Source organism: Achromobacter sp., from assembly GCF_049647645.1.
GTDB lineage: Bacteria > Pseudomonadota > Gammaproteobacteria > Burkholderiales > Burkholderiaceae_B > Achromobacter.
In genome coordinates this window covers 1-5,867 of record NZ_JBARYB010000032.1, presented here as the reverse complement: position 1 = coordinate 5,867, position 5,867 = coordinate 1, and the positions used below count along the sequence as shown (strand labels likewise).

The 5,867-nt window shown below is 67.0% G+C and carries 4 protein-coding genes; 2 read left to right on the top strand and 2 right to left on the bottom strand.

Features of this window, described 5'->3' with window-relative positions; genetic code table 11:
• Positions 1-187: 187 nt before the first annotated feature.
• On the bottom strand, positions 188-1,033 hold the full coding sequence (locus WBB14_RS03505; protein ID WP_424238597.1) for an IclR family transcriptional regulator: 846 nt from the start codon (positions 1,031-1,033) through the stop codon (positions 188-190).
• A 180-nt stretch (positions 1,034-1,213) separates the two neighbouring features.
• Here WBB14_RS03505 and WBB14_RS03500 point away from each other — a divergent pair, with 180 nt between their 5' ends.
• Together WBB14_RS03500 and WBB14_RS03495 are read left to right on the top strand one after the other, a co-directional pair.
• A complete protein-coding gene (locus WBB14_RS03500) occupies positions 1,214-2,851 on the top strand; it encodes a GMC family oxidoreductase (RefSeq protein ID WP_424238596.1) in 1,638 nt (545 codons plus the stop codon).
• Between the two features lie 87 nt (positions 2,852-2,938).
• The gene (locus tag WBB14_RS03495) at positions 2,939-4,276 is read left to right on the top strand and encodes an MFS transporter (protein ID WP_424238595.1); all 1,338 of its coding nucleotides are present in this window, start codon (positions 2,939-2,941) and stop codon (positions 4,274-4,276) included.
• A 56-nt stretch (positions 4,277-4,332) separates the two neighbouring features.
• On the opposite strand, the gene WBB14_RS03490 is transcribed toward WBB14_RS03495, so the two are convergent.
• Positions 4,333-5,343, bottom strand: a complete 1,011-nt coding sequence (locus WBB14_RS03490) for an aldo/keto reductase (protein ID WP_424238594.1) — start codon at positions 5,341-5,343, stop codon at positions 4,333-4,335.
• Between the last annotated feature and the right edge of the window lie 524 nt (positions 5,344-5,867).

The following is a 5,867-nucleotide window of genomic DNA, read 5'->3' as shown; positions in this document are numbered from 1 at the left end:
GCAAGCCCATCGCCCGCGACCTGGACGACGAACACAAGGGCATTCTGAACGCCACCCTGGCCCGCGACGCGGACCGCGCCTGTGACTTGCTGGCTGCCCATATCCGGCTGACCTACGACGCCGTGGCCCGTCTGCCGCCGGACCTGTTCACGCCGGATTGAAAACCCGCAGGCCTGAGGCCGGGCCGTTATGTCGCGCCAGTTCGATGCTGCGCCAGCACGTCATGCATGGCCCGCGCCGCGCGTTCCAGCACGGGCACGGCGCGCAGCAAGTCATCGAGCATGACCCGGGCGGTCGGCGCATGGCAGGCCACCGCCGCCACCACGCGGTCGTCCGCGTCGCGCACCGGCACTGCCACCGCGCTCATGCCGCGCACGAATTCCTCGTTGTCGATGCCGATGCCGCGCGCGGCCAGCCGTTCAAGCTCTTCTTCCAGCCTTGCCGGGTCCGTCAGCGTGCGCGGCGTATTGCGCGTCAGCGGCAGGCGCGCCAGCACCCGCCCGCGCTCCAGCCGGTTCATGGACGCAAGGAACAGCTTGCCGCTGGCGGTGCAGTGCATGGGCACGTGGCTGCCGACCGCGAAGAACAGGCGCAAGGGTTCGGCCGTTTCCACGCGTTCCATATAGATCACCCGGTCGCCGTCGGGCGCGGTCAGGTTGCAGGTTTCGCCCAAGGTGCCGACCAGTTGCGCCAGCACGGCGCGGCAGGCGCGAGTGAAGGCCGAGGCGCGCAAGGTCGCCAGGGCCAGGGTCGCGGCCTGCGGCCCCGGCACGAAGCCGTTCTCGGTGGGCGTGGCGGCGACGAAGCCGGCACGCTGCATGGCCGCCAACAGGCGCATCAAGGTGGTCTTGGGCATGTCCAGCCGCTGCGCCAGTTGCGCCAGCGTGGGCGGATGCTGGGCCCGCGCCAGGTGGTCCAGCACCACCAGCGCGCGCAGCGAACGCGCGGCTTCCTGTTGGGTCGCGGCGTCTTCGGCCTGCGGCGCCGATGCTGCACCGCGATTTTGAAACTGAATCTGCATATTCTGTTCCACTTTTCCGCCCCTGCGCCTGTTGTGCTTTGTTCCGCGCGCGTGCTTCCTAGAATCGCCACAAATGCCGCAGCGCCCATGCGCCGGCATCGATCCAGTATATAAGTGCGCCCCACAACGACAAGCAGGGTAAACGCGCCGTAGGCCAGGCGCGGCGCCCGGCTGCAGGGAGAGCTTGCGGACATGTCCGATACCGTGGATTACATCGTGGTTGGCGCCGGCTCGGCCGGATGCGTAATGGCCAACCGGCTGAGCGCCAGCGGCACGCACAGCGTCTGCCTGCTGGAAGCCGGCCCCAAGGACAGCAACCCGTGGATACACATCCCCATCGGCTACGGCAAGACGATGTTCCACAAGGTCCTGAACTGGGGCTACTACACCGACCCCGATCCCGGCATGCTGGACCGGCGCATCTATTGGCCGCGCGGCCGCACGCTGGGCGGCTCCAGTTCCATCAACGGCTTGATCTACATCCGCGGCCAGCGGCGCGACTACGACGCCTGGGCCGCCGCGGGCAATCCCGGCTGGAGTTGGGACGAATGCCTGCCCTACTTCCGCAAGCTGGAAAACAATGACCTCGGCCCCGGCCCCACGCGCGGCACCGAAGGCATGCTCAACGCCACCTCGATCAAGACGCCGCACCCCTTGGTGGAAGCGCTGATCGGCGCGGCGCAAAAGCTGGGCTTGCCTCACGTACAGGACTTCAACACCGGCGACCAGGAGGGCGTGGGCTATTACCAGCTCACCACCCGCAACGGCCGCCGCTGCTCCACCGCCGTGGCCTATCTGCGGCCCGCCCAGGGCAGAAGCAATCTGCGCGTGGAGACCGACGCGCACGCCATGGCCGTATTGTTCGAAGGCCGCCGCGCCTGCGGCGTGCGCTACCGGCGCGGCGGTCAGGTACACACCTTGCGCGCCCGTCGCGAAGTCGTGCTGTGCGCCGGCGCCTTGCAATCGCCGCAATTGCTGCAACTGTCGGGCGTCGGGCCTGCCGCCCTGCTGCGCCGGTTCGGCATCGGCGTCGTGCGCGATCTGCCCGGCGTGGGTGAGAACCTGCAGGACCACCTGCAGATCCGATTGATCTACGAGACCACCCGCCCCATCACCACCAACGACCAGTTGCGCAGCCTGACGGGCCGCGCCCGCATGGGACTGGAATGGCTGCTGTTCCGCGGCGGCCCGCTGGCCGTGGGCATCAACCAGGGCGGCGTGTTCTGCCGGGTCGATCCGGCCAGCCGCACGCCCGACACGCAGTTCCATTTCGCCACGCTGTCCGCCGACATGGCGGGCGGCAAGGTGCATCCGTTCTCGGGCTGCACCTATTCCGTCTGCCAGTTGCGGCCCTCGTCGCGCGGCCGGGTCCAGCTGCGCAGCACGGATCCCTTCGAGGCGCCGTCGATGCAGCCGAATTACCTGTCCACCGAACTGGACCGCCACATGGCCGTGGCCGCGGTGAAGTATGCGCGCAGGCTCGCCGCCACCGAGCCGCTGGCCGGCCTGATGAAGCGCGAGTTCCGCCCCGGGCCGGACGTGCGCACGGACGACGAGATCCTGCATTTCTGCCGCGAATACGGCGCGACGATCTTCCATCCGTCCGGCACCGCCAAGATGGGGCCGGCCAGCGACCCCATGGCCGTGGTGGACGAACGCCTGCGCGTGCATGGCGTGGCGGGACTGCGCGTGGTGGACTGCTCGATCATGCCCACGCTGGTGTCAGGCAACACCAACGTGCCGGTGGTGATGCTGGCCGAGCGCGCGGCCGATTTCATGTTGCAGGACCTCAGGCAAGCGCAGCCGCAGGCGCTGCGCGTCGCCGCCTGAATCGGAGATGACGGACCCCGGATAGCAGAACCCCCAAGGCGCAGGACAACGCAGATTGCCCCACCGCCCCACCAAAGGAGACTAGACATGGCCAAGCAAAACGAAGCCGCGGTGCGCAAAGTCGTCGCCGCGTCGCTGATCGGCGCCACCATCGAGTGGTACGACTTTTTCCTGTATGGCGTCGTCGCGGGCATCGTGTTCAACAAGCTGTACTTCCCCACCGGCGACCCGACGGTCTCGACCATGCTGGCATACACCACCTTCGCCGTGGGCTTTGTCACGCGGCCGCTGGGCGGGCTGATCTTCGGCCACTTCGGCGACCGCATCGGCAGGAAGAGCATGCTGGTGATGACGCTGATGATCATGGGCATCGCCACCTTCCTGATCGGGCTGGTGCCGACCTACGACAGCATCGGCATCTGGGCGCCTATCCTGCTGCTTCTGCTGCGCGTGTTCCAGGGCATCGGCCTGGGCGGCGAATGGGGCGGCGCGGTGCTGATGGCCTATGAATACGCCCCGCCGGGCAAGAAAGGCTTCTACGCCTCGCTGCCGCAGATCGGGCTGGCTATCGGGCTGTGCCTGGCCTCTGGCACGGTGGCGCTGCTGTCCACCCTGCTGACGGATGAGCAATTCATGGCCTGGGGCTGGCGCATCGCCTTCCTGGCCTCGGCCGCGATGGTGCTGGTGGGCATGTACATCCGCCTGAACATCAAGGAAACGCCGGAGTTCGCGGCGGTCAAGGCCAACAATGCCGAAAGCCGCATTCCCTTCTTCGACATGCTCAAGCGCTATCCGGGCAATGTCTTCAAGGGCATGGGCGCGCGCTACATCGACGGCGTGTTCTTCAACGTGTTCGGCGTGTTCTCGATTTCGTACCTGACGCAGACCGTGCAGATCACGCGCACCGAGGCGCTGATCGGCGTGATGGCCGCGGCGCTGGTGATGTGCTTTTTCATCCCCTTCTTCGGCCGCCTGTCCGACCGCATCGGCCGCACCCGGGTCTATTTCTGGGGCTCGCTCATCACTGCGGCGGCGTCCTTCCCGGGCTTCTGGCTGATGCTGAACAGCCAGGGCAGCGTGATGCTGATCTGGCTGGCCATCATCATCCCGTTCGGCATCCTGTACGCCGCGGTGTATGGGCCGGAGGCGGCGCTGTTCTGCGAGCTGTTCGACGCCAAGGTGCGCTACACGGGGATTTCCTTCGTCTATCAGTTCTCGGGCATCTTCGCTTCGGGCATCACGCCCATCATCGCGACCGCGCTGTTGAAGACGGGCGGCGGCCAGCCTTGGCTGATCTGCTTGTATGTGCTGTTTGCCGGGGTGGTGTCGGCGATCTGCGCCATGCTGATTGGACGTGGGGCGCAGCCGGCGGAGCTGGAGGCAGCGGCGAATGCCATGCCACGCGGGGGATTGGGCAAGGCCTGAACGTAAAAGCGCCGGCCAAATGGGCCGGCGCTTTTTACCCTAGGACTATGCCCGTCTCAGGCGGCCGCCACCGGACGGCCGTAGAACGGATAGTTGGGGTCGTTGTAGCCGTGGGTCGACGCGTGGCCCGGCGTGACCCAGTCATTGACGATGGCCTCGTCCTCGGCCGTGATCCTCACGTCCAGGGCCGCGTAGTAGTCCTCCATCTGCGCCAGGGTGCGCGGACCGGCGATGACGGCGGTGATGATCGGGTTGGCCAGCACCCAGGCGGTAGCGAAATGCCCCGCCTGCGTGCCACGGGCGGCGGCATGCGCCACCAGCTTTTGCGCGATCTCCAGGGATTCTTCGCGGAACTCGGTGGCCAGGATGCGGCGGTCGCCGCGTCCGGCGCGGCTGTCGGCCGCGGGCGCCTGGCCCGGCAGATACTTGCCGGTGAGCACGCCGCGCGCGATCGGGCTGTAGGGCACGACGCCCAGGCCGTAGTGCTTGCAAGCGGGCAGGATCTCGACTTCCGGGCCGCGGTTGAGCATGTTGTAGTAAGGCTGGCACACGACGGGTTGGGGCACGCCCATTTTTTCGCACAGGCGCATGACCTCGGCGATGCGCCAGCCGCGGAAGTTGGACAGGCCGAAGCTGCGCAGCTTGCCGGCGCGGATCAGGTCGCCCAGCGCCCACAGGGCTTCTTCGAGGTTTTCCTCGTGGTAGTCGCGGTGCAGGTAGAGGATGTCCATGAAGTCGGTGCCCAGGCGCGTGAGGCTGTCTTCCACGCCGCGGATCAGCCACTGGCGCGAATAGTGGGCCTGGTTCGGGCCGCTACCGACGGCGTTGCCGATCTTGCTGGCGAGCACCCAATCGTGGCGCTGGCCTTTCAGCAGCTTGCCCACCACTTCTTCAGAGCGGCCGCCGTTGTAGACGTCTGCGGTGTCGATGAAGTTCAGGCCATGGTCACGCGCGGACGCGACGATGCGGGCGGCTTCGTCGTCCGGGGTTTGCTCGCCGAACATCATGGTGCCCAGGCAAAGCGGAGAGACGCGGAGATTGCTGCGGCCGAGGCGGCGGTAGTTCATGGTTGGCTTCCTCTCGTTCACGGAAATGGATTAACCGCGAGCATGCAACGGCAAGCCCGCGCCAGTCAAACGGGACCTACCGGATCGGGGCAGTCAAATCCGGAGCTGACGCGTTCTTGGTTGGATTCTTGACGTTCGGTTTGGTTAGGCCGGGGTTCTTGAACCGCCGGCGTCCGGACTGCGGGATTCCGATGCTCGCCCCGGTGGGGCTGCGCTTCGGATCCCTCCGTCCGGCCACCGGCTCACGGCATCTGCCCATGAACGGGGTTCAAAACCAACGCATTAGGCGACTGCCAGCCGAGGACCCCGGAGCCATCCGTAGCGCAGCCCCGCCGGGGCGAGCATCGGAATGGCGCAGGGCAGCCTCGGCGGCTATAGAACCCTGACGTCCGCAAGCTCGAAGCCCTGCCGCCCCGCACTTCGGTTTTTTGTGACGCAGGGTTCTTGAGTCGCCGGCGTCCGGACTGCGGGATTCCGATGCTCGCCCCGGTGGGGCTGCGCTTCGGATCCCTCCGTCCGGCCAC

Bases quoted from the DNA above. Each gene is read 5' to 3' on its own strand.
- WBB14_RS03500 (WP_424238596.1), top strand. From the start codon at position 1,214: ATGTCCGATACCGTGGATTACATCGTGGTTGGCGCCGGCTCGGCCGGA.
- WBB14_RS03495 (WP_424238595.1), top strand. From the start codon at position 2,939: ATGGCCAAGCAAAACGAAGCCGCGGTGCGCAAAGTCGTCGCCGCGTCG.
- WBB14_RS03490 (WP_424238594.1), bottom strand. From the start codon at position 5,343: ATGAACTACCGCCGCCTCGGCCGCAGCAATCTCCGCGTCTCTCCGCTT.